The 21,680-nt window shown below is 57.3% G+C and carries 17 protein-coding genes; 12 read left to right on the top strand and 5 right to left on the bottom strand.

Annotated features, from left to right (window positions below; translation table 11 throughout):
- The first annotated feature begins 43 nt into the window (after positions 1-43).
- The 12 genes from tssC (at position 44) to SADFL11_RS09035 (ending at position 15,850) form a co-directional block, all read left to right on the top strand.
- Positions 44-1,531, top strand: coding sequence for a type VI secretion system contractile sheath large subunit (gene tssC, locus SADFL11_RS09090; protein ID WP_008195274.1), 1,488 nt, complete (start codon positions 44-46; stop codon positions 1,529-1,531).
- An 81-nt stretch (positions 1,532-1,612) separates the two neighbouring features.
- The gene (gene tssE / locus SADFL11_RS09085; RefSeq protein WP_008193203.1) at positions 1,613-2,026 is read left to right on the top strand and encodes a type VI secretion system baseplate subunit TssE; all 414 of its coding nucleotides are present in this window, start codon (positions 1,613-1,615) and stop codon (positions 2,024-2,026) included.
- Between the two features lie 22 nt (positions 2,027-2,048).
- Entirely contained in the window at positions 2,049-3,797 is a 1,749-nt protein-coding gene (tssF, locus tag SADFL11_RS09080; protein WP_008194986.1) for a type VI secretion system baseplate subunit TssF, read from the top strand.
- A complete protein-coding gene (gene tssG, locus SADFL11_RS09075; protein ID WP_008188892.1) occupies positions 3,794-4,903 on the top strand; it encodes a type VI secretion system baseplate subunit TssG in 1,110 nt (369 codons plus the stop codon). The genes tssF and tssG overlap by 4 nt, the downstream gene beginning before the upstream one ends.
- Positions 4,900-6,834: a type VI secretion system-associated FHA domain protein TagH gene (gene tagH, locus SADFL11_RS09070; RefSeq protein ID WP_008196624.1), complete on the top strand. Its 1,935-nt coding sequence runs from the start codon at positions 4,900-4,902 to the stop codon at positions 6,832-6,834. The genes tssG and tagH overlap by 4 nt, the downstream gene beginning before the upstream one ends.
- Positions 6,831-7,322 (top strand): type VI secretion system lipoprotein TssJ, encoded by a 492-nt coding sequence (gene tssJ, locus SADFL11_RS09065; protein WP_050776091.1) that lies wholly within the window; start codon positions 6,831-6,833, stop codon positions 7,320-7,322. The genes tagH and tssJ overlap by 4 nt, the downstream gene beginning before the upstream one ends.
- A 131-nt stretch (positions 7,323-7,453) precedes the next feature.
- Positions 7,454-8,788 carry a type VI secretion system baseplate subunit TssK gene (tssK, locus tag SADFL11_RS09060; protein WP_040451780.1) on the top strand — a complete coding sequence of 445 codons (1,335 nt, stop codon included), beginning with the start codon at positions 7,454-7,456 and terminating at the stop codon, positions 8,786-8,788.
- A gap of 11 nt (positions 8,789-8,799) precedes the next feature.
- Positions 8,800-9,723, top strand: a complete 924-nt coding sequence (gene icmH / locus SADFL11_RS09055) for a type IVB secretion system protein IcmH/DotU (RefSeq protein ID WP_008195533.1) — start codon at positions 8,800-8,802, stop codon at positions 9,721-9,723.
- 11 nt (positions 9,724-9,734) lie between these two features.
- Complete coding sequence (gene tssM, locus SADFL11_RS09050; RefSeq protein ID WP_008197388.1) at positions 9,735-13,349, top strand: type VI secretion system membrane subunit TssM; 3,615 nt, start codon at positions 9,735-9,737, stop codon at positions 13,347-13,349.
- Positions 13,350-13,403: 54 nt separating this feature from the next.
- Positions 13,404-14,141, top strand: coding sequence for a type VI secretion system-associated protein TagF (gene tagF / locus SADFL11_RS09045; protein ID WP_040451781.1), 738 nt, complete (start codon positions 13,404-13,406; stop codon positions 14,139-14,141).
- A gap of 61 nt (positions 14,142-14,202) precedes the next feature.
- Positions 14,203-14,898 carry a PP2C family protein-serine/threonine phosphatase gene (locus SADFL11_RS09040; protein WP_040451782.1) on the top strand — a complete coding sequence of 232 codons (696 nt, stop codon included), beginning with the start codon at positions 14,203-14,205 and terminating at the stop codon, positions 14,896-14,898.
- Positions 14,891-15,850: a serine/threonine-protein kinase gene (locus SADFL11_RS09035; protein ID WP_008189142.1), complete on the top strand. Its 960-nt coding sequence runs from the start codon at positions 14,891-14,893 to the stop codon at positions 15,848-15,850. Before SADFL11_RS09040 ends, SADFL11_RS09035 begins: the two co-directional genes overlap by 8 nt.
- A 12-nt stretch (positions 15,851-15,862) precedes the next feature.
- Here SADFL11_RS09035 and SADFL11_RS09030 read toward each other — a convergent pair whose 3' ends face one another.
- The 5 genes from SADFL11_RS09030 to SADFL11_RS09010 are packed head-to-tail and all read right to left on the bottom strand — an operon-like array spanning position 15,863 to position 21,667.
- Positions 15,863-17,629, bottom strand: coding sequence for a hypothetical protein (locus SADFL11_RS09030; RefSeq protein ID WP_008193153.1), 1,767 nt, complete (start codon positions 17,627-17,629; stop codon positions 15,863-15,865).
- A 17-nt stretch (positions 17,630-17,646) separates the two neighbouring features.
- Positions 17,647-17,997: a hypothetical protein gene (locus SADFL11_RS09025; RefSeq protein WP_008194802.1), complete on the bottom strand. Its 351-nt coding sequence runs from the start codon at positions 17,995-17,997 to the stop codon at positions 17,647-17,649.
- Positions 17,994-19,889 carry a tetratricopeptide repeat protein gene (locus tag SADFL11_RS09020; protein ID WP_040451783.1) on the bottom strand — a complete coding sequence of 632 codons (1,896 nt, stop codon included), beginning with the start codon at positions 19,887-19,889 and terminating at the stop codon, positions 17,994-17,996. The genes SADFL11_RS09025 and SADFL11_RS09020 overlap by 4 nt, the downstream gene beginning before the upstream one ends.
- 34 nt (positions 19,890-19,923) lie before the next feature.
- Positions 19,924-20,565, bottom strand: a complete 642-nt coding sequence (locus SADFL11_RS09015) for a DUF3540 domain-containing protein (protein WP_008193838.1) — start codon at positions 20,563-20,565, stop codon at positions 19,924-19,926.
- A gap of 25 nt (positions 20,566-20,590) precedes the next feature.
- Positions 20,591-21,667, bottom strand: a complete 1,077-nt coding sequence (locus tag SADFL11_RS09010) for a hypothetical protein (RefSeq protein WP_008193402.1) — start codon at positions 21,665-21,667, stop codon at positions 20,591-20,593.
- Positions 21,668-21,680 lie beyond the last annotated feature (13 nt).

Genomic DNA, 21,680 nt, shown 5'->3' with positions numbered 1-21,680 from the left:
ATTTCATCTTTCCCGGACCACAGCAAGATCAGAGACCGTGAACATGGCTGACACCGAAAACCAGCAACAGGGCGCCGGCGCGCAAACCGAGGAACTCGACGCCTCGTTGCTTGACCAGATTTTGCAGGAAACCAAACTCGCTCCGAGTGACGATGGTTATGACGTCGCCAAAAAGGGCGTTGCTGCATTCATTTCCGAACTTCTGAAGCCGACAGACGGTCAAAGTCAGGTCTCTGGCGCTGCCGTCGACATGATGATCACCGAGATCGACAAGAAACTGTCGGACCAAGTCGATCAGATCATCCACAATGAAGACTTCAAGACGCTGGAATCCGCTTGGCGCAGCATGAAGTTCGTCGTGGACCGGACCGATTTCCGCCAGAACATCAAAATCGAAATGATGAGCGTCTCCAAAGACGAGCTGCTGGAAGATTTTGAAGACAGCCCGGAAGTCGTGAAGTCCGGCCTCTACAAGCACATTTACACCGCTGAATATGGCCAGTTCGGTGGTCAGCCGGTTGGCGCTGTCGTGACGAACTACGATTTCGGCCCCGGCTCACAAGACATCAAGCTGGCTCAGTATTGCGCCAGCGTTGGGTCCATGTCGCATGCCCCATTCATCGCCGCGGCTGCACCGGCCATGTTCGGTGTGGATACCTTTGAGGAAATACCGAACCTCAAGGACATGGAGTCCATTTTTGAAGGGCCGAAATACGCGAAATGGAACTCGTTCCGCGAGTCCGAAGATTCCCGTTATTTCGCGCTTGCCATGCCGCGCTTCATGCTGCGCACCCCGTACGGCCCTGAGACCACACCGGTCAAGGCCTTCAACTACGAGGAAGAGTCTGGTTCCAAGAGCGAGAACTACCTCTGGGGCAATGCAGCGTTTGCAATGGCGACCAAGCTGACGGACAGCTTTGCCAAATTCCGCTGGTGCCCGAACATTATCGGTCCTCAGTCTGGCGGTGCGGTCGAGGATCTGCCGGTCCACACCTTTGAGGCCATGGGGCAGCTGCAGAGCAAGATCCCGACAGAAGTTCTGGTTTCCGACCGTAAGGAATACGAACTTGCTGAGCAGGGCTTTATCTCTCTGACCATGCGCAAAGGTTCCGACAACGCTGCGTTCTTCTCGGCAAACTCGGTTCAGAAGCCGAAGTTCTTCGGCAACAATCCGGAAGCCAAGGATGCGGAGCTGAATTACAAGCTCGGCACACAGCTGCCCTATATGATGATCATCAACCGCTTGGCGCATTACATCAAGGTTCTGCAGCGGGAGAACATCGGCAGCTGGAAAGACCGCAACGAACTGCAGTCCGAGCTGAACAACTGGATCCGTCAGTACGTATCTGACCAGGACAACCCGTCCGCAGACGTACGTTCGCGCCGTCCGCTGCGCAAGGCGTCGATCACCGTTGCGGATGTTGAGGGCGAACCAGGCTGGTACAGCGTGTCGATGGCGGTGCAACCGCACTTCAAGTACATGGGGGCAGACTTCACACTGTCCTTGAAAGGCAAGCTCGACAAGGCTTAAGTCTGTCAGTGTCTTGACGAATGACCTTTCACAGGGCGCCAATCGTTTGGTGCCCTGTGTTGCTTCAAGAGGACTTCTGCTGTGGCGGTTTCCCTTTTTCAGCGTCTTGAAGGCGATGTATTAAAAAACGAGTTCAAGTCGCTGGATCAACATGAGGCGGCGCTGATGGACAGTATTCTCGCCGACCTGCGTATCCTGTTGAACTCAATGGCAGGCTGCTGTGAAACGCGGCCTGACTACGGGTTGACGGACTTCAACGCCGTCAACCAGAGCCACAAGGACACGGCTGCAGAGCTGTGCCGGGATATTGAACAGCAAATCATCAAATTCGAACCGCGATTGAGCAATCCGGTGGTCAGGACCATCGAGGATCCTAACCGTCCGCTGGAGTTTGTGTTCAACGTTGAGGCAGACTTGAAATATGGTACGCGGCAGGTTCGCGTGCGTTTTGATTCTGTGCTGGACAGCTCAGGCAAGGTGCGCCTCACTGCTTAAGCCGTAAAAGGATACGTGCTGGATGTCGGTCAATTCCTACTACAGGGATGAACTCAGCTATCTCAAGGAACTCGGAGCCGAGTTTGCCAAGGCGAACCCGCGCCTGTCCAAGTATCTTGCCGATGACCCGACAGACCCGGATGTCGAACGGCTCATGGAAGGCTTTGCGTTTCTCGTCGGACGGCTGCGTCAGCGTCTTGATGCCGAAATGCCGGAAGTGGCGCATTCGCTGCTCAAGCTGATCTGGCCGCATTATCTGCGGCCTGTCCCGCCGATGACGACATTGAAATTCCGGCACGCACCGGATGTTTCCGAACTTGCCATTCGCGTTCCTAAGGGGACGTCGGTCAAGACAGCGTCCATGAACGGCGAAGCGGTGCCGTTCCGCACAACGCTGGACTTGAATGTCCTTCCGCTGGAGATCAGCGAAACCAACCTGGACAATCGCAAGGACAGCGCATCGCTCGAATTGTCCTTTACGAAAACGGCTGGCGCGGGCCTGGCTGCATTGGCAGCTGCCCCGCTGACCCTTTATCTCGGCGGCCAAGGCGAGACCAACACGGCGCAGCAGCTTTACCTCTATCTGATGAAGCGATTGAGGTCGGTTCAGCTGTTGCCAAAGGGACAGGACCCGATCACCGCGGACGTGGTTCTGGAACCGGTCGGGTTTGAGCGCGACGAAGCGAGCCTGCCCTATCCGGAAGGCTCATTTGACGGATTCCGGATCATGCAGGAGTACTTCTCCTGCCCTGAAAAGTTCATGTATGTCCGCATCCGCGGCCTTGAGAAATACGCCCGCGTCACCGCGGACAGCTTCAAGCTGGTGTTTCAATTCAATCAGGGCTTTTCCAACCTCAGCCGGGTGATGCCGCACCAGATCCAGTTGAACACCACGCCGGCGGTCAATCTGTTTGAGGCCGAAGGCCAGGCGCTTCTGGTGTCGCATGATCGCAGTGAGTATCCGGTGCGGCCCCTCGGCGGCCGGGAACTGCGCAGCGTCCATGATGTTTTGTCCGTGACCGGTTGGGTGCAAGGAAGCAGCAAAAGGATCGATTATCAGGCGTTCGAGTCCTTCTCGCATGATTCTTCCGGGGCGGATCCGGACAAGCTCTACTACCGTGCGACCATCAAGCCATCTGTTCTCGGAAGTGGGATTGACCACTACATTTCGTTCGTCACCCGGTTGAACAAATCCGGGGAACCGCTCACTGAAACGATCTCTCTCAATCTGCTTTGCTCCAACGGGGAGCACGCGGGCAAGTTCGGCATTGGCTCGGTCAACCAGCCGACATCGGAGACACCAGCCAAACTTGTGTTCACAAACATCACCCGGATTTTGGGCGAGGTTCCACCACCGCTTGATGACCGGATCCTGTGGACGTTGATTGCCAACCTCTCCCGCAACTATGCATCGCTGATCGACGTCGAAGCGTTGCGCACAGTGATCGGAGCCTATGATTTCCGGGCGAATGTGGACCGGCAGGCCGCGCTTCAGCGAGACCTCTTGCTCCAAAGCTTCAAGAGTTTCGAACGGCGCAGCGTCGATATCTTCCGCAATGGCCGTCCAGTCCGGGCCTATGAACTTGTGCTTCGGCTCGCCGAGAGTGAAATGGGCGGCGAGGCGGAAATGTACCTCTTCGGCTGTGTTTTGGACCGCTTTTTGAAATCCTATGCCAGCATCAACAGTCTGCATCGCCTCTCGATGATCGGGACCGACAGCAACACGCTTTTGAACTGGGATCCGAAGGAAGGGAGCGCGGCGCAGCTATGACGGAAGTTGTCGAGGCAACGGATAAACACCAAGCTCTTGCCGGGCACCTTGCGCACAGCCAATTCTTTCAGCTCGTCTACCTCATCGGCCTGATGCATGCGGACGTCAACAAGATGGGTCCGGGCCATGCGCCGAAGGATGAGCCTATCCAGTTTCGTGCCACCCGCTCGCTCAGTTTCGGTGCCAGTGATGTTTCCGAGATCTCTTATAACGAAGCCCGCGACAAATTTGATATCCGGGTGAATTTTCTGGGCCTTTATGGTCCGGCCTCGCCGTTGCCGCCGAACGTTACGGAACGGATCATCGAGAGTGATGAAAACCCGTCTTCTCTCGAAGACCTTTTGGATTTGTTCAATCACCGCCTGACGATCCTGCTTTACCAGATTTGGCGCCGCTCCCGGCACTACATCCGGTTTGAAGACCATGGCCTTGATGCGACGTCCAAATGCTTCCTGGCCTTGTGCGGGTTTCCGATCGAGGACCGGGCGGAAATCGGATCCGTCGCAAGATCAGCGCTGCTGCCGCATGTTGGTCTGATGTCGTTGTACTCGAACTCCGCCGAGGCTGTCGCATCGGTCTTGTCGAGTTTCTTCAAGGTGCCGTGCGAAATCATCGAGTATGTGAACCGCCATGTGGTGATGGGTGAAGACAGCCAGATCTCTTTGGGCGTTCGAAATACCCTACTTGGCGGGGACATGGTGCTTGGCGAAGAGGTCGAAGACGACCTTGGCAAATTCACCGTCCGGATGGGCCCTGCGTCTTATGAAAAACTCAAACCGTTCATGCCCGGTGGAGAGCGGCACCCCGAAATTGCCGAACTTTTGGCGATGGTCATGCGGGACCCACTTGATTGGGATCTGCAATTCGTCTTCAAGGAGGACACGGTGACAGCCGGAAAAGTAGGCGATATTCGGCTGGGTGTTTCTCTGTGGCTCGATGCCGAGGAAGACAGCCAACTGGAAAATCCTGTTCAGTTGACGGGTCTGCCTTTGGGGAGCGGGCCGGACTATACCGGTGAGCAGGAACATGCTACGCCGAAAACGAGTGGTCATGTGCCCGGGACGGGGCCTGCCGATAAACAATCCAACGGTCTGATGGTGTCATGAGCAGTGAGTTGATCCTGACCTGCGCGGCTTTGGGCAGTCAGTTCCGGTACGGGCCCTCCGGTGGAACCTTTGGGCGCTCAAAAAAGTGCGACTGGGTTCTTCCTGATCCCAATCGGATATTGTCATCCATACATGCGCGCGTTGTGTTTCAAGGTGGCGCATTCTTGCTGATTGACGAGAGCACCAACGGGACATTTCTTGCCGGACAGGAGCAGCCAATTGGCCGCGGCCGGTCTATTCCGCTGGGGCCGGGGACTGTCCTGACTGCAGGCCCTTATGAAATAACTGCAGAACTCGTCACAGCGCAGCAACCCATGCAATCCGCACCTGTTGCCGTCGCACAGCCACAGGTTCAGCAAGCCGCTGCAATGGAGCCGCAACCCGATTTTACTCCGGATGCGCAATTTCTGGCACCGGGACAGACCTATGGTGCACCTCCAAAGGGCAAACAGTCTCTGGATCCACTGGACTATCTTGGTGGCAGGGACCCAGCGCCTCAGCCGGTGAGGGCCGCCCCGCCGGCATCCTCGCAGCAAATCCCGCAAGACTTCATGCAGGCTGGCGCGCAGGCGCCGGTTGTTGTTCCACCGGCAGCGCCAGTCCCGCCGCAAGCCGCCGCCGCACCCATCGCCCAACCGCCGCAACCAGCCGCTGCCAGCGTTTCGCCTCAACCGGTGGCATCGCCGCCGGCCGAGCCGGCTCAACAACAACCAAGTACTACGCCCGCGCCAGCTGCCACGCCGCCAGCTTCGGGCGGCATTCCTGACGACTTCTGGTCGTCCCTTCCAGGCGGCCCGCTTCCAGGTTCACCTGCTGCGCAAGGGGCGTCTCCGATGCCGTCTCAGCCAGCTGCGCCTGAACCAGCTGCGCAATCGGCCATTCCAGACGATTTTTCCTTTGGCGCGCAACAAGCGTCGCAAGCTCCAGCTCCGGTCTCTACACAGGGCGCCGCCCAGCCGGCTTCCACATCAGCGCCACTTCCGCCAATGCCGCAGAGTGCTGGATCGAACGCACCCGTTTCCTCGATGATGCCGCCGATGCCGGGACCAGGAACCGCAGGCGGTCTCTCCCACCTCGACGCGCTCAAGGCGCGCAGAGAACAGCGGGTCGCAGCGCTTGATGCCAAGGCAAAGGGTGCGGACAAGGATGAAGCCCGTCTGGCGGGAGCGCCGCAGCCGATGCCTTTGGCCGCGCAACAACCGCCAATACCGGCTCAGCCGATGCCCGCTCAACCACTTCCGGTGTCTCCAGCGGCATCAGAACAGCAACCCGCTGCGCCTGTTCAAGAGATACCGAACATCCCGATGCCGACCGGACCGCGCAGCGATGAGGATCTACAGGTCCTGTTGAGAGCCATGGGGTTTTCGGAAGCCGATGTTCCCGAAGCTATCCGCGATCAAATCCTGGAGGATGTCGGCGCCATGGTTCGCGAAATGGCGTCTGGCCTCGTGTCCATGATGGCCGCACGAAAGGTTGTGAAATCGGAATTCCGGATTGATGAAACCCGGATTGAACCGAAAGAAAACAACCCGTTTAAGTACTTCAAGGTTGGCGAACTTGCGTTGGATGAAATGCTTTTGACCAGAACCGAAGGGTATCTGTCGCCAGCACAGGCAACCCGTCATGCGTTTCAGGACTTGCAGAGCCATTCGATGGTCGTCATGTCCGCCATGCAACGGGCGATGCGGTTGATGTTTGAAAAATTATCCCCAGAAGCTTTGGCGCAATCCGGTGACGGTGACGGGGCATTGCGCCTAAGAAGTCTTGGGGGACGTCGTGACAAGTGGGATACGGCGCGCAATACATATGATCACTTGCGCAAGGATTACGAAGCGCTCGTGCGGCAGATGATCATGGAAGCCTTCACGCAAGTGCAGGAAGAGCAGGCGCGGCGGATGTCCGACGATTATTGGAACAAGAGGAAAAAATGAGCCTGACCCGACGATCAGCCTGCATCGGACTTCTTGGAGTGCCCATTGTCATTTCTGCAGGGTGTGCAAGGACCGCAAAGCCGACACCGATCAAGATCGAGCTGCAGGCCGATGCCAACGTGAACCCCAACGAAAATGGCGATCCGGCACCGGTTGTGGTCAGGGTTTACGAGTTGAAAGAGCTGACGGCCTTTCAGAATGGCAGCTTTTTTGACTTCGCGGACAACGACAAGAAATTGTTGGGCGGTGACTTGGTCGGAAGTGCGGAATACGAGCTGACACCGGGACAGACGGTCGACTATAACCGCAGTATCTCCAGTGAAGCCCGCTACATCGGGGTTGTCGCTGCATTCCGGGATATTGAGTCCGCTCAGTGGCAGGACTCGATCGAACTCGAACAAGAAAAGAAAAATGAGTTTGTCATCTATCTGACCACTCTTGCTGTTCGAATACAAAAGCTTCGAAACCGCCGGTTGGGCGTCTTTTAGGACAGATCCCGCATGGGTTTCCTAACGAATTGAGTTTGCACAGCGGAATCAATTAGAAGATACTCCGCAACGTCGGTATTTTGCCGTTAGGTTCGAATCATGAAACTTGGTGAGAAGCGCAGGGGAGTGCATTGAACGCAAGCGGCAAACCGCTCTGGCTGGAGGGAATGTTTCTCCGGCCCCAGCACCTCCAGCAATATGACCGCTGGATCGAAACCAATCTTGAGCACCGGGTGAAAGACCAGGCGCCCTACAGCTGGGGCGTGCGGAAACTTGAGTTTGATCCGGATGCCTTGCGGATCGGCCAGATTCAGATCGCGGACGCGGACATCGTGTTTCCGGACGGATCTGTCTTCAACACCTCGCTCCTGCACAAGGTTGCAGGCGCGCGCGAAATAACGTCAGAACATCAAGGCAAAAAGATCTATCTGGCTGTGCCTTTGAAATCCGTCGGCGGGCTGGAAGTCGGCGACGAAGCGCAAGGCAAACAGCGCTACACAAGGCATATGTCCGAGGCGCGCAACACGGCAGAAGCTGACCGCCCACCAGCCAATATCGCGGTTGGAACACTGACAGCCCGTTTGATCCTCGAAGGTGAAAACCTTGATGAGACCGCCAATCTGCCGATCGCCGAGATTGAAGGTGTGGACGCGCAAGGAGGTGTGCAACTTTCCGGCACATTTATCCCCCCGGTGAATTTCGTTGCAGCCAGCAAGCCGTTGCTGGCGCATCTTGAAGAAGTGCGCAGCCTTCTGCGCAAGCGCGGCGAAATGATGGCTAGCAATGCGGCAGGGCAGGGCAGCAGCACCCGCAACGGCCTCATGGACCTCATGATGCTCGGCGTGGTGAACCGCTACGAAGTTGTTATCGGTCATCTGATTATGTCGGGACGGCACATGCCCGAGATGGTTTACCGCGACCTGATTTCGCTGATCGGCGAGATTTCGGCCTACGGCACTGATACACGCCGCCCTCCGGAAATACCGATTTATGATCATCGTGATCTGCGGATGACCTATCAGGGCCTTGTCGCCGTCCTGCGCAACCTGCTCAGCTTTGTTGTCGAGCAGAACGCGGTCAGCATTCCGCTCACAAAACGGGAATACGGGATCTGGCTGGGCGAAACCTCAGACCGGATGGTATTCCAGGCGCGCTCCTTTGTGCTGATTGCCTATGCAAACGTGGATCTGGAAACCCTGCGCAAGCAGATGCCTATCCAGATCAAGGTCGGGCCGGTCGAAAAGATTCGCGAGTTGGTCAACCTGCAGCTGCCCGGGATTGGGATCTCGCCACTCTCAGTGGCCCCCCGCCAAATCCCGTATATCCAGAACGCGGTCTACTTTTCGTTGGATACCGACAATGAACTTTGGCCGCAAATGCAGACCACAGCCGCATTCGCGTTACACTTGAGCGGCGACTATCCGGGGTTGGGGCTAGAGCTTTGGGCAATCCATAAAGGCAAGTGACTTAGCAGCTTATGACGAATGACGACCTGGACCAACCGACCGTAGCGCAGCGCTTGTCGCCGCGGGCACGTACGTCCATGGCGCAGGGCTCGGCAGGTGCGGGCGATCCGGGCGATGAACCGACTGTTGCGTTCGTCAGCCAGCCTTCCGTCGCCCAACCCGCGCAGCAAGCTCAGCCTGACCCGTCTGCTCCGGCCACGCAGAATGGATCTTCGGTTGAAGCAGCAACATCGATCGTTCGCCTTTTCGACCGCATCCCGGAACGCGTTCTGGTCCGCGCGGCATCACCGCTGCTGCTGCTGATAGCGCACTTGCGCAGTGCGATTGACCGCGCCGATGTCGTCTCGCTCCGCCGCGAAGTCGTGGCTGAAATCGACAAGTTTGAGCAAACGGCGCAAAAGGAAGGCGTAGAAGCCGGTGACATCATCGCTGCGCGCTATGTTCTGTGTGCAACCGTTGATGAGACGGTCTTGATGACGCCCTGGGGCAGCCGCAGTGAGTGGAGTTCCAACAGTCTGCTCAACCAGTTTCACAATGAGACCTGGGGCGGCGAAAAGTTCTTTGGCATTTTGGACCGGATCAAGGGCGATGCGCCGCGCAAGATGCCTTTGCTTGTTTTGCTGCACGCGTGCCTGATGCTCGGATTCGAAGGCCGTTACCGGGTTTTGGAAGGCGGCCGGGATCAGCTGGAAGATCTGCGCAACGAACTGTCGCGGCTGATCAAGCGGAACACGCGCATCAAGCCGGACCAGCCGCTGTCGAAAGTGTCTGAAGGCCACAAGGGCGGTCGGAAGGTGAGCATTCTGCCGCCAATATGGATCATCGGCATTATTGCTGTGTCGATCCTTTTTATTGCCTGGGCCTACAGCGATTTCATGCTGGAAGGTGAAATCGTCCCCCCGTTGAGCGCCATTGAAGCGCTCGAAGTGAAATAGGGGCGGCGGGTATGATCAGGACGTATTTCGCAAGCCTTTTGAGACCGGTAAGCCTGCTTATTCTCTTGCTGCTGATCATCGTATCGGTTGCCATCTATTTCTTTGGCGGCATCGTCACGATTGCGGGCTTCACGCCGTTTGCGCAGACCGAGCCGCGGATCATTGCGATCGTCGCGCTCTTTGTTCTGTTTTTCCTCATTACATTCCTGCGCCATGTTCTGGCACGCCGGGCGAATGCCAAGCTCATCAATTCCATGCTCGCCAATGACGAATTGGTGTCCATGGGAACGGACATGTCGGCCGATGAAGTCGAGCTGATCCGGGAGCGCTTCGAAGCTGCCCTGCAGAAGTTGCGCGACAACCCGCTGGACGGCAAGCGGCGCCGGAATTTCCTGTTTGAACTGCCGTGGTACATCATCATCGGCCCGCCCGGCACCGGTAAAACCACCATCTTGCGCAATTCTGGCCTGGAATACCCGCTCGCCGAACACGGGCAGGAGGCGCTGCAGGGCATTGGCGGCACGCGCAACTGTGATTGGTGGATTTCCAATGAAGCCGTGATGATCGACACGGCCGGCCGGTACACGACGCAGGACGTCAACAAGGGCGTTGATGCCGCGGCCTGGAATGGTTTTCTCGAGCTGATTCTGAAGTTCCGCAGACGGCGTCCGGTCAACGGCATTCTGCTGACCATCAGCATTGAGGATGTGGCCGTTGCGGACGAGGACAGCCGGAAGCGTCAGGCGGAAATTCTGCGTCAGCGGCTGCGCGAACTGCACCGGACATTCGGCATGCGGCTGCCGGTCTATGTCATGTTCACCAAGTGTGACCTGATCGCCGGGTTTGACGAGTATTTCGACGACCTGAAGCAACGCGAGCGGGATCAAGTCTGGGGCGTTACGCTGCCCTATGACCCACAACAGATCACGGTTGGACCAGCGTTCGAGGCCGGATTCACGGATCTTGTGGCACGTCTGGAAAAGGACCTGCCGGGCACGCTGAGTGAAGAACGGAACAACAGCCGCCGCTGCCGCATTTACGGCTTTCCTTATGAGTTCGGCTCTCTTTCCACGGTTTTGCGGAGTTTTCTGGCGGATGTTTTCCGGTCCAGCCGGTATGAAGCGCAGCCTTTGTTGCGGGGCGTCTATTTCACGTCCGGAACGCAGGAAGGGACGCCGTTCGATCGTTTGCTCGGTGCAATGGGCCGAAGTTTCCAGCTGGCCCCATCGCATCAGATGCCGCTCAGCGGGCAGGGCAAAGCCTATTTCATCAAGAACCTGCTCTCCAATATTGTCTTTCCTGAGCAAAACCTGGTCGGCGTCAACACAGGTCTGGAGCGTCGGCTGGCTGCTGTCTACGCCGGTGGTTTGGCTGCTCTGTGCGCCCTTGTAATCGGTATGTCAGCTTACTGGCTGGCAGGTCTCAATCACGCAGAAGAGACCGCAGAGGAAGTGGAAGAGTTGACGGATCGGCTCCGTATTCTGCGCACGGAAGCGGATCAAAATCGATCCTTGATCAGCATTCTGCCGACACTCAACGCAGCCAAGGCGCTGCGCGATGAAGTGATCGAGCAGGAGAATTGGCTTACGGTCACACCGTTTTCGATCGAGTCCCAGTCCAAGTTGTTGCCGGCTGCAACGAAGACCTACGATTCTTATCTGACCGAGTATCTTCTGCCGTCGATTGCCTCGCGCCTGGAAGCGCAGATCCAACTGGTCTCGAACACCACGGGCAGCAATTCCGCGCTCCTGCGGGATCAGCTCGAAACCTACCTCATGCTGACGACCGGTCAGAACTACAACGCCGACAAGGTCAGGAGTGCCTTCCGTTCGCAGAACGAGGCCGCGTTCGTGCTCAACCCGGAAAACCGGGGCGCAATGCAGGAGCACATGAACAACCTGATTCAGCTCCTGCCGATAAAGACGGCCGTTGACCAGCCGATCGTCCAGGAAGCCCGCGACAGGATCCAGCGCGTTCCACAAGCAAGCGAAATCTATAACCGCATGGTGACGGATTCCGCACAGCGTTACCGGGTCGCACCAATCAATCTGACGCGCTCGCTCGGGGCCGGTGCGCTGTTCATCGACAGTGCGACAGCAGGTGGCCGCAGCCTGATCCCGGGCCTTTACACCAAGAACGGTTTTTACAACTTCTTCCTGGCCCGGCTGCCGGAATACATCCGGTCATCGATTGGGTCTGACTGGGTGCTCGGGGATAGCGTCAGTGAGACGACCTATAACCGGCTCGCCCAGGAAATCGTCCGGATGTACACGCAGGATTACATCCAGGCCTGGCGTGAAGGGATCAGCTATATCCGCGTCGTGGAAATCGGCTCGCTCGGCCGGGCCCAGATTGTCCTGCAGGACTTGTCGAGCCCGGATTCGCCACTCACAAATGTTCTGAATATCCTGCGCGAAAACACCCAGCTGCCGCTTCCTGGTTCCCAGCAAAACCAGGCAGCGACACAGGCCGCCTCCGCAGCATCGTCAGGTGCGGCAACCAGTCTCGCAGCCTCTGCCAGCGAAGCAGCTCAAAAGGCGGCAGTTGAAACTGCGTTCGGGGATGCGCCTTGGCCTGGACTTGCAATTGAAAATGCCTTCCGGCCGCTGAACAACCTGACCGATCCGACGAGCACTCAGACACTCGACCGTGTTCAGCAGCTGTTCGGCGATCTTTATGGCAACGTGTCCGGAGTTGTGACGGCTCCGGACCCTACAAAAGCTGCTTACGATTTGGTCAAGGGAAGAGCGCAAACCCCGACCACCGATTCCTTCACGACCTTGCGGGCGGAAGCGTCCACCAAACCCGAACCGGTGCGGTCGATGGTCCTTTCGATCGTCAATCGTACGTGGGATCTTTTGAACAAATCTGCCTATCTCTATCTGAACGGCCGATGGAAAGATGAAGTCGTACCAGCCTGTACGTCCATCATCGCTGGGCGGTACCCGTTCGATCCGGATGCGCAAGAAGACGTCAGCCTGGAAGATTTCACTGATCTGCTCGGCCCGTCCGGTGTCATGGATGCGTTTTACAACGACTATCTGAAACCGTTTATCGTGGTGCGCCGGCGCCAGTTCAGCCCGATCCAGACGCAAGGTGCGGGCCTGGGCTTGGCTCAGGAAACGCTCAACCAGATTTCCACGTCTCAGACAATCAAGGAAGCGTTCTTTGCCAAAGGCGGCAGCAGTCCGGAGACCAAATTCACGATCCGGCCGTCCTTCCTGGACCCGGAAGCCCTGCGCTCGACTTTGAAGATTGACGACGATTCGATTGTTTACCGGCACGGTCCGGTGCGCGGCAAGGACTTCAGTTGGCCGAGCCAGGCTGATGCGAGCACCGCGGAACTGTCGATCACACTTCTGGACAATTCCAAGACCACGATCCTCAAGGAAGGCACATGGGCGATTTTCCGGCTGTTGAGTGCATCTGGCTTGTCTCGGGTCCGTGGCCGCGACCGGTTCGAGTTCTCGGTCGAAAAGGTTGTGAAGAAGGAACAACGGATCGACAACGGCACCAAGACGGTTGATGTCAGCTACAAGGGCAGCTTCGCCTTGAGTGCCGGTAGCGTTGTGAACCCGTTCAACCTTGGGCTCTATTCATCGTTCCGGTGCCCACCAGCGCTGTAAGGGCATCGGCCGGACAATACTATTGACCCTAAAGAACCAGGGAGGCTGGGGCGCATGCATATCTGCGGCTTTTTTGGCAAACGCCCCGCCGAACGAGATTTTGTCTTCGAGGGATTGCCGGCGCGGGTAACCGACGCTTGGGCGAACACCGTGAGCAACTGGCTTCACGCATGTAAGACCGCTGCGCCGCAAACCTGGCACAGCGCCTACTTCAGTGCCCCGGTCTGGCGATTTGCGCTGCCAGCCAATCATCTCGATGACCGCGCCTGGATTGGACTTGTTGCCGGATCCGCAGACACCATGGGCCGGACCTTCCCGTTGGCTGTTTTGATGTCGATGCATGTCGAGCAATTCAGCAACGATGTTATTTTCCAGATCGATGAAATCATGGATCGCCTGGAGCTTGACCTGCTGACGTTCCTTGCGGGCGAAAGCACGCGGCGTCACTTCCTCAACAGCGTCACAAATTGCTCAGCGGACATCAGGGCTACGATAGATGAGCCGCCCTACAACGTTGCGATGACGCTTCCCGACCTTGAGAGTGATGAAGCGGGCCTGTGCATTCCATGGACAGATCTGGTGGCTTCGAATGAAGTGCCAGCACACATACTGGTCTGGCCAGAGACGGAAAAAAAGAAGAAGCGATCATCCTCTCCGGGATACTGGTGGCATGAAGGGTCGCCGGAACGGGTCAGCGAAGTCTGTGTGTTCTCAGCCATGCCTGAAGCTGCGGCCGCAAGGGGAATTTTCATGGGGCAATGGGAGGCTCAGGGCTGGCGTGCGCGGACTTGAAACAGCATGCTGTCCTATCCGGATCGCAAGGAGATAGCGCCTCAAACGGCAAAACGAAAATATGGTCATAAAAAAGAAAAAGACCGGAACAGGCCTGGAGATCGAGACCGCCACCCGGCAAGGCACGCGCCACAGTCAGAATGAAGACAATCATGTGTCCAAGCCCGAACATGCTATGTTTGCTGTCTCTGACGGCATGGGGGGGCATCGGGATGGTCATCTCGCGAGCCGAGCCTTTGTCGAAGAACTGCAAGTGATCGAGTTTGTGGACGGCGAAGGCGTGAACGAACGGCTCCAACGGATCGAAGCTGCCTTTCATCGTGTGAATGACCGGCTCTATGGCAGTTATCTGGAAAACCCGGATGCGGACATCAGCGGATGTACCGGTTTGACCCTGATCATCCACGACGGATATGCCGGGTGCCAATGGGTAGGAGACAGCCGCCTTTATCTGTTGCGCCAGGGTCATCTCTTTCTTGTATCGGAAGACCATAGTGATGATCTGGGGCGGTTGACCCGCGCGCTCGGCTCGCATGAAGAGATTCTGGTCGACAGGCGTGTGATCGAGTTCTCGAAGGGCGACTGTTTTGTCCTGTGCACCGACGGCTTGTTCAAGGGGGCCAGCGAGACAACAATTGCCGATGCGCTTGCAGATGGCAGTGCGGGTGTTGCGGACCGTTTGGTTGCTCATGCGGTCGAGGGCGGATCATCGGACGACGTAACACTGATCACGGTGCGGCTGAACGACAATGGCTGAAGCAGACACGGATCTTGGCTATTCGCTCGCCGTTGATACGATGGCGGAGCCAACCGAAACCATGACCCCGGTGCCGGGTCTTGTGCTGAAGGCCCGGTATTTGCTGATCAAGGAGATCGGCCGGGGCGGGCAGTCCCTGGTATTCAAGGCGCGGGATCTTGTTGCGGCAAAAGCGGGATTGTCGAAAGCCGATCTTGCTTTGAAGATCATCACAGCGGGACCGGAGATAGAACCGGATTTTGTCGCCTTGATGCACCGGGAAGCGCGACGCCTTCGGGACCTTGTCCATCCCAACATCGTTCGTGTTTACGACATGGACCGCGTTCAGAACCTGCATTTCATGGTGATGGAGTATCTGGAAGGGGACACGCTCTCCAGTTTTCTGCGCAATGCGGAGGGCCGTAAACTGGAGCTCGCTCAGGTGATCCGGCTGGTACAGGATTTGGGCTCGGCTCTCGAGTTTGCACATGCCAACGGGATCATCCATTCCGACCTGAAACCCGGCAATGTCTTTGTGCAGACCGATGGCTCGGTGAAGCTGATCGACTTCAACATCTCTGCACCGATTGCACCGTCCTTGCGCATGGATGAAGAAGACACGATCCGGATCCTGATTCGTCTGGGCGCAATCACCCCGAGTTATGCCTCGCCCCAGCGGCTGGAGGGCCACGAACCATGCGCAGCCGATGACGTGTTCTCGCTTGCGGTTATGGTTTACCTATGCCTCGCCGGACGCCGTCCGTTCGGACCCAAAAACGCGTTGGAGGCCATGGACGCGTCAGTACAGCCGGAGCGCCCTGACCAGCTCTCTTCGGCGCAGTGGACAGCCTTGATGAAGGGCCTTGCGTTTGACGATGCAGGACGGACCTCGGAAATCACCAATTTCGTTACGTCCTTCGCCGCGCAACGTCAATCTGCAGCCGATTGGATCCGGTCGCGGCTCAGCTGGTAGGTCAATGCCGAGTCAGATCCCGATCCTAAATCCGAAGTGACGATCGCCCCGAGCTGAGCCTGTGAGCGTCGCATCGATATCAAGGACGTCTTCATCCTCTTCAGATCGGGCTGCGCTCACCGAAAACTGGACTGCATTGAAAAGGGCGTCTGAAATCTCGTCGAGCCGGGCTTGGAGATTGTTGGCGGACTCTTCTGCCGTCTTGGAACCTGATGGAGCCGTTGAAAAAGCCACCTGAAGCAGCGTGTTGAGCCGGGCCATGGAAAGTGCACGCGCAACACCTGCGTCCGGTTCGTCCGACTTGCTGGCCGAGACCGTACGTGAACCGGCAAAATAGACTTCTGCCCGGTTGGCCTGCCCGCGTAGAACGTTGATCCCGGCTGAGGCGAGTGACAGAGAAGAGTCTTGCGAGACATAAGTCATGACGCTGTCCGCCACCGGTTTGCCGGTGGTGGTGTGTTCCGCCGTTTCCAGTTGATCAATCGACAGTTTTTGACCAGCACCAAAGTCGGGCCATCCTTTTGCCGCTTGAGCGTGGAGAATGGAAAGCAGGGCAACCCAGCTGGCGGGCAGGCCAACATCGGCCGGACCGTCATCATCAGCAATGAGGCGTCCCTTGTTCCAGAACAAGGCAAGGCTGCTCGACGCCGGAGATTGCCGGAGGCTTGCAAACTGTTCAAAGCCGATTTGATCCAGCATTTGATGCGGCGTGTCCCGGCTGCCGACAGTGTCAGCGCTGTCTCCGGCAAAGTCCGGGGCGAGGGTGCCGAGCAGGCACGTCGCATTGTCCACTGCAACCGTGGCCAGACGTTTGAAGCCGGAGGCGCCGTCCTTTGCGAGGCTGGATTCATTGGCGGCAAGAACGACATCGAATGCGGCATGGGCGAGCGCGCCCTCCGGTTCTTCCAGGCTCGCCAGAACATCCTCGATCGCAGCTGTTGCACTGACTTGAACCAGAAACAGGCGGATTGAGCTTTCGCGCGGCAATTCAGCCAGCAACATCCGCAGCGCGAGCCAGTTTTCCAGAACCTGATGTAGGCGGCGGTCTTTGATGATCAGAGCGGCCTGGTCTTCGATCATTGCATCGAAAGAGGCACCTCCGCCGGCGGGTGCAGGTGTGGGCGGCGCAGGTTTGCGGGGTTCACCACTTGAGGTCTGTGACAAGAATGCTTGGACGGCATGCTTTGCAAGGTCCTGTGTGGCTTCACTGTCTGCCGATCTCTTCGGTGGCTCGACCATCGAGAACAGGCCATCCAGCCCGTCGTCTTCGTCTGACTTCGAATCCGAAGAAGGAGAAGCCGATGTCTGGGGTTTGGGAGCTGCGTCACCAGATGCAGTCATTTCCGGAGCTGAGTTAGCACTCGATGATTTGGCTGCGTCCAAGAGCAGATCGAAACGTTGTCCATGGTCGGCCAGTCCGGACACGCCGCCCATAGCCATCGCAGTCTTGATTGTGGTGCGGAACTCAAGCGCCTTGCTGACGGCCGCGGGCTTGAAATCCCTCGGACGTTTGAAAGACACATCTTCGATCAAAGTGGCCGGGAGTGTCCCGAGGATGTTTTGGGCCTCCACCGTCAGCGCCGGCGAGAGCTCGCTGATCAGTTCTGAGATATCATTGCCGGTGATTTCCAGAAGACCGGCAACGGAAGTGGCGAAGTCGCCAAAAATCAAAACACGGTAGGGCGGTGGCGGTTGCCTGTCCTGAGGCAGCGGCGTCCCATCGCCCAAGCCAACGGAAAACGACTTGATGCCGGTGGGGGTCTCATCGTCCTGAGCCATGGACCGGTCCTTTCTGGTTATCTGATATTCACGCGGGTCGGTGTCGCCTCGATCGCCAGAAACGCAAGGGTTTTCTGATCAATCACCACCCGACCGTCGACACTATAGCCCGCCGCGCGGTCCGCGACATGTCCGGTCACTGCAAACTCGACGACAGGGCGCGAGGACCATTGACCGCTGCCGACCGGCGTCACAACCAGATCCAGCGTCAACTTGTGCCCGTTGCTCATAAGCTCTGTGGTTTGTCCAAGCGACTTGGCTTCCGATTTGCCGTCCAGATATACTTGCGGCGTGCGGTTGCGCAGGTAATCGTAGATGCAGGCATGAAGGGCATCAGGCTCTTGTGTCGCAGGTCGCCAGGCGCTCATGATGTTTCCTCCGTTTGCCCGCCGGACGACGCCAGCCGGTTGTCGATACGTGCATGGATGTCATCCGTTAGTTCCGGGATGAGCGTTGCCCAATGGCCAAAGCGTGGTGCCTTCAGGACGTCCATGCTCGGATACCACAGGCTTTGATTGGTTTCGGCGTACCAATACCATGGGGACATGTATTGCGCGATGACCAGTCCCGGTGTTCCGGCAGCTCCGGCACCATGCAGGATAATTCCGTCCGGGCCCACCACGAAATCGAGGGCGTGCAGCAGGGCTGCAAGATCGTCGAGGCGTTTGATATGCGCACCAGCATCAATAATTCCTTGATGACCGGACAATTGTCTGCGGCTGTGATCCCAAACCGTACTGACCAATGTGCCGGGCAGGGAACGTAATGCGGGCAGTAATGTATCAAGTGTCAGGCCGGGCTGCGCCTCGTTCCAGGCAATCCCGATCCACGGCTTCGGAAACTCAGAAAGGGCGTCCTGCCAACGTTTTAAAAGCTCCGGTTTGACCGGCAGATACGGGCAGGGCCCTGTAACCCCACCCCGCAGGTCGGTCGGCAATCCGAGGATCTGAGATATTGGAAGCGTGCCGGAGTGCGTTGGTGGTTCAGCGTTGCCGTTCGGCGCGTCGTTCGGCAGAAAGTTGTTGTATCCGAAAAAGCCAGAGAGCTGGGACAAGGTTGAAGGACCGGCAAGCGGAGCAGTCTTGTCGCGGCCCGCCTGGTCCAGAAAGCGCGCAAGCACCATGAATTCCAGGTTGGACAGACCGGGATCGATGACCATGACGGCTTCACTGACCCGTTGCCTCAACACTTCAGGATTTGTGTCTCCGCTTTGGCCACCATCTAGGGGCGCAACGACCGGCTGTTCCAGCGTTGACGGGATCTTTTCAATTTGTCCGGTGGACAGGAAGGCATCGCGCAAGATGCTGAAGAGCCGGCCCCGGACCGCATCCTTCATGCCTGCCGCATTGGCCATCAGTGGCTCCAGCAGCTGTATGGCCTTTTCCGGTTCTCCGGCCAGCCGATAGGCCGTGCCCAGCGTCAGCGTTGCGTCCATCCGGTCCTTGGCACCTTTGGCGACCGGAGCAAACTCCCGCAAGGCTTCCAATGCTTCTCCGCGTTCCGCCTTGATCTTGATGTAGCTGAGCCAGGCTGGCATCAGATCCGGGAAAAGGGCTTTGGCGCGGCCGGCGATCCGCAAGGCTTCGCTCGATTGACCAATCGCGGCGGCGTTGTTGGCAAGCGCCAGCATGAATTCCGGGTTCGTCGGTTCCTTCAGATGTGCTGCTTCAAAAAACGATGTGGCTTTCCCATGGTCGCCAAGCGCAGTCAGAATTTGGCCGACAAAGGCTGACAGGTTGCTGTCGTCCGGTGCATTGCTCAAGGCTTCTTGAGCGATCATCAGAGCCGGAGAGAACAAGCCGTAGGCATAATAAAGCCGCGATATGCCAAGCAGGATATCAGTATCGCCGGTGTTTCGGCTCCGAACGGTGTTCAGGAGGTCTTCCGCTTCCGACAAGGCACCTGCGGACGCCAAAAACTCGGCTTTCAAGAGCGCTGCCTGGGCATGATACGGATCAAGGGCGAGAGCACGTTCCACCAGTTTTTCAGCGTCGTCCGGCTTCTGGCTTATGATCGAGATCTTCGCGGCGAGTGTCAGAAAGCCCGGATCCTGGCCGGTGACTGCGGTCGATTTCGACAACAGTGTTTGAGCCCCTTCCAGATCGCCGTTCGCCAGCCGGGTTTCAATCAGACCGGACAAGGCCTCCGGATGGCCCGGCGAGACGTCCAGAATACTTTCATACAGGAGCGCCGCATTATCGTTCCGGCCGGCCAACGCATGGTCTTTGGCCGCTTTCAGCCTATCATCAACTAGGAGCATTCAATTTCCGCAATCTGCTATTTCGAACAGCACCTTAGCCGACGCTGACGCGTTTGGCATCGAGCCGGACATCTTCTTCCGCCGTAATCATGGAGATGTCGCTGTTTTGAGTGGCGACGCTGTCGATGTTCTGAACAAGGATACCGGCCTTGAGCGTTTCGGTCTCCTTGACCGAGCTGCTGCGGCTTTGCGCAGTCGTCGTGATGGTCCGGGCGTTGACCATCTTGTCCACCAGCGTTTCCATTGAGCGGGTGAAGTTGGTGATCAATTGCTTTCCGGTCTGAGTCACGCTTTCCGCCAGCACGTTCATACGCCGCGCACTCACATTAACATCCGGTGCGGACACGGTGAGGCGCCCCTCGGATTTCAGCGCGACTTCCTTTGCACCTGCAACTCCGATTTCTGCAGATACATCGGCGTCGCGGATCAGGACCGACAGTATGAACGCCTGATCGGCACCGCGGTAAACCAGAACCGTATCGCCGATCGCGGGGGCCAAAAGGCAACCGGCCGCTTGGCTTGCATGGATTTGCTCACCGTCCGACAAGGTCACCATGGCGTCCTGTTCTGTCAGGAGCGCCTTGACGATGCCGGTTTCAAGGCCGTTGCCGGGAGCGGGCGGCGGTGTCGCTGTTTTGGATGTCGTTTCCGCCTTGCGGGATGTTTGTTTTTTCATAAGCGACTCTTTAGCGGTGGGATTGTCAGATCTGCGCCGTGCTGGCGATCTTTGCTTCCCACAATGATATCATGGACTTGACGTTTACATTCGCACATTCTGCAGCGATCTGTTCGGCGGTGATGCCACCGGTGCTTGCTTTGACAGGGGTTGCGGTTGCTTCCGTTGCTGTCGTGTCTACCTTGACGGCTTTGGATCTGAACGTCGCCCCAAGCACCTTCAGTTCACCTTCCTTGATTTCGGTTTTCCAGGCAAGGATGTCTGTCTTGACCAGTCCGATATCGGTCTTGAAAGCGTAAAATGTGATCTTGCTGATCGGTTCGATATTCAGGCTAAAGGCCAAATTGAATATGAATTCAGCCGCGATTTTGACCTGAATGTTTCCGCCGCAGAACATTTTGAAGTACGTGCCATAATGCCTTGTATCGGTATGGGCGTGGATCTCTTTGTATGAGTTCGCGTGATAGATTTCGTATTTGTTCGCTTCGTAGTATTTGCGCGAGACGCTGGTCACCTTTTCGTATTGCTCGCCGGCGACGGTTTTTGTGTCTTTCCTGACGGTGGTGTTGAGATCACCCAGTCCATTGGCGCCGGCGATCAGATTGATATCCTGTTCATTGCCGTTGGTGTCGGTGCCGGACTGGATCGTGATCGCTCCCTCGTCCGACTGGATGTGCATGGCACCTTTGGGGTTCAGGTAGAATTTCTCACCGCCGCGGATCAGGATCCGGCCATCGCAGGCCATCAGGATGCCTTTCCCGCCGCCAGCTGCATTTGTGTAGATCGCATCACCCGATTCATCGGCAATGTGTTGTGCCGGAAAAAAGGCGGAGTAGGTATCAGCGCCCGCATTGAAGGCGGTTTGTTCGACATCTGCGTATTCGCCAAGGCGCAGCAGGGTGCCGAGGCCGGTGTCGTCGGCTGATGTATTCGCGGCGCCGGGTGTGCTTGGCACGTAAAAGTAAGTGTACGTTGTCTGATAGTGAGTGCCCGTGTCGTCTTCGACAAGGGCTTCACTGTCAGTCACGCTGTCCAGGGAGGTGTTCAGATCGGACAAAGTCGCGGTCAGGGAATTGATCTGCGTATCATAGGCCGAAGACATTCTGTGTCCTCCC

Origin of the sequence: Roseibium alexandrii DFL-11, assembly GCF_000158095.2 — a bacterium.
Taxonomy (GTDB): Bacteria; Pseudomonadota; Alphaproteobacteria; order Rhizobiales; family Stappiaceae; genus Roseibium; species Roseibium alexandrii.
Note: the sequence above shows the minus strand (reverse complement) of the source record. Positions and strands in the feature narration are given on the sequence as shown.